1 protein-coding gene and 1 pseudogene are annotated in these 2197 nt (G+C 62.9%); both read left to right on the forward strand.

What is annotated here, in order from left to right; all coding sequences use genetic code 11:
* Positions 1-428, forward strand: a pseudogene (locus Q1W26_RS18430) (hypothetical protein); the annotation flags it as partial.
* A gap of 4 nt (positions 429-432) precedes the next feature.
* A complete protein-coding gene (locus tag Q1W26_RS18435; protein ID WP_300443107.1) occupies positions 433-2169 on the forward strand; it encodes a transposase in 1737 nt (578 codons plus the stop codon).
* Positions 2170-2197: the final 28 nt, after the last annotated feature.

Consider the following 2197-nt stretch of genomic DNA (forward strand, 5'->3'; position numbering starts at 1 on the left):
CCAAGCACGCCCGCGAGAAGGAAGAAGCCCAACGCCAGATCGAAGAGCTCAAGGCCGAGGACCAGGCCAAGACAGAGCTGCTCGCCGACAAAAACAAGCTGCTCGACGCCGAGCGCGCCAAGGTGAAGCGCATCCAGGCTCTGCCGAAGGACGAAGCCGCTGCGGAGCTGCTGTCCGAGGTTGCCGACTACTTCAATGGCGCACTGGCCAGCGTTGCTGTCCAGCTCCGCGTCGCCTTTATCGCAGTTACCGATCACCACGCCGCGGCCGGTGGCGATAGCACCCAGGTATTGGCCGGCTACGTCGGACGCCTGCAGCAAGAGCTGGTTGCCCTGCGCGAGGAATTCATGCTCCCCGACACCTTCGGTGACGGTACCCCAGAGTGGATGCGCGCGACGGCAGACGACCAGGATCTGGCCGGAGCCTGACGCCATGAACCCGCATCTGCTCGAAACCCTGCTCGACGTAAAGGCCCGCGCTGATCTGGCCGGCCACGGCGGAAAAGGGGCGGTGTACGAAGACGCCTGCAAGCGTCTGGTGTGCTCCAGGGCCACGTTGATGCGCCAACTCAAGGAGATTTGTATGAAGCCCGAACGCAAGCGCCGCTCTGACGCTGGCGTGGTTCTGTTGCCGAAGTGGGAGGCAGAGCAGGTCAGCGTTTACATGATGGAAGGCTACCGCGCCAACGACAAAAAGGTAGTAACCGTCGGCAAGGCCCTGGAGGTGTTACGGGCCAACGGCAAGATCCGGGCCGAGGCGGTGGACACGGATGGCGTTATTCGGCAGCTCTCCATCGGCGCGGTAAGCCGGGCGCTGTACCACTACAAGCTTCACCCCAAACAACTGCGCCGGCCGTCGCCCGCACAGCCGCAGGCCAGCCTGCACCCGAACGACGTATGGATGATCGACGCGTCAATCAGCACCCTGTTCTACGTGCCGGAGGGCGGCCTAGCGGATATGTCACCGGCCGAGTTTTACAAGAACAAGCCCGGCAACTTCGAGAAGATCAAACGCCAGCGCCTTACACGCTACGTGATCACCGACCACTGCTCCGGCGCGATCTTTGCGCACTACGTGGCCGGCGGCGAAAGCATCGTCAACCTGACCGAGAGCATTCTGGCTGCCTTTGCCCAGCGCCCCGGCCAGCAGATGTACGGCGTGCCCTTCCACTTAGTCATGGACCCGGGTTCGGGCGACACCAGCGCCTTCAAAACCTTCCTGCGCCGGCTGCTCATCGAGCCGGTGATCAACGGCGTCGGCAACCCCCGGGCAAAGGGCCAGGTGGAGGGCGCCCACAACATCGTCGAATGCGACTTCGAGAGCGGCTTCAAATTCACCCACGTGCCCGACATCGCCTGGATCAACGCCCAGGTCGGTCGCTGGATGCGTTGGTACAACAGCAACAAGGTACATAGCCGCCACGGCCTGACTCGCTACGCCAAGTGGATGGAGATCACCCAGGAACAGCTCCGCCTGGTGGATGTCGAGCTGGCCCGAAAGCTCATCACCAAGAAGGCAGAAGAGCGGACGGTCGACCAATGGCTTCAGGTCCAGTTCGACGGCCGCAGCTGGTGGGTGAAGAACGTGCCGGGCGTAATGGTCGGCGAGAAGCTGATGGTGACCTTCAACGCCTTCCGCCAGGCCGCCGCCTTTGTGGTGGCCACTGACCACGACGGCGCCGAACTGCTCATCGAGATCGACCAGGTGCGGGAGGGCGAACACAACTTCATTGAGGGCGCCGCGCTCATCGGGCGAGAGTTCAAGTCACTCCCAGACACCGTTGCCGACACCAATCGCAAGCTTGTCGAGCGCATTGCCACCGCAGCATCAACCGACACCGAAGCGGCCCGTGCACGTAAGTCAAAGGCCCTGCCGTTCGGTGGAACGGTCGATCCATACAAGCACCACGACGACGTGCCAGATGTTGTCACCCTGCCGCGCCGGGGCTCGGACCTTGCCGTCACTACTCAAACAACCACGGCGCCGGCCCAGACCCTGACCCACTTCGCCGCTGCCACCGAACTGCGTCGTCGTGGTGTCGAGATGACCCTTGAAAAGAACCGCCAGATCGCCGCCTGGCATCCCGACGGCGTTCCGGAAACAGAGCTCGACAATCTTGCGCAGCGCCTCACCGTGCGTGCTGGCCTGCGCGTTGTAGGAGGCGCTTGACCATGGAATCCAAGTCCACCACTGCACT

The organism is Zoogloea sp. (genome assembly GCF_030157465.1).
Classification (GTDB): domain Bacteria; phylum Pseudomonadota; class Gammaproteobacteria; order Burkholderiales; family Rhodocyclaceae; genus Zoogloea.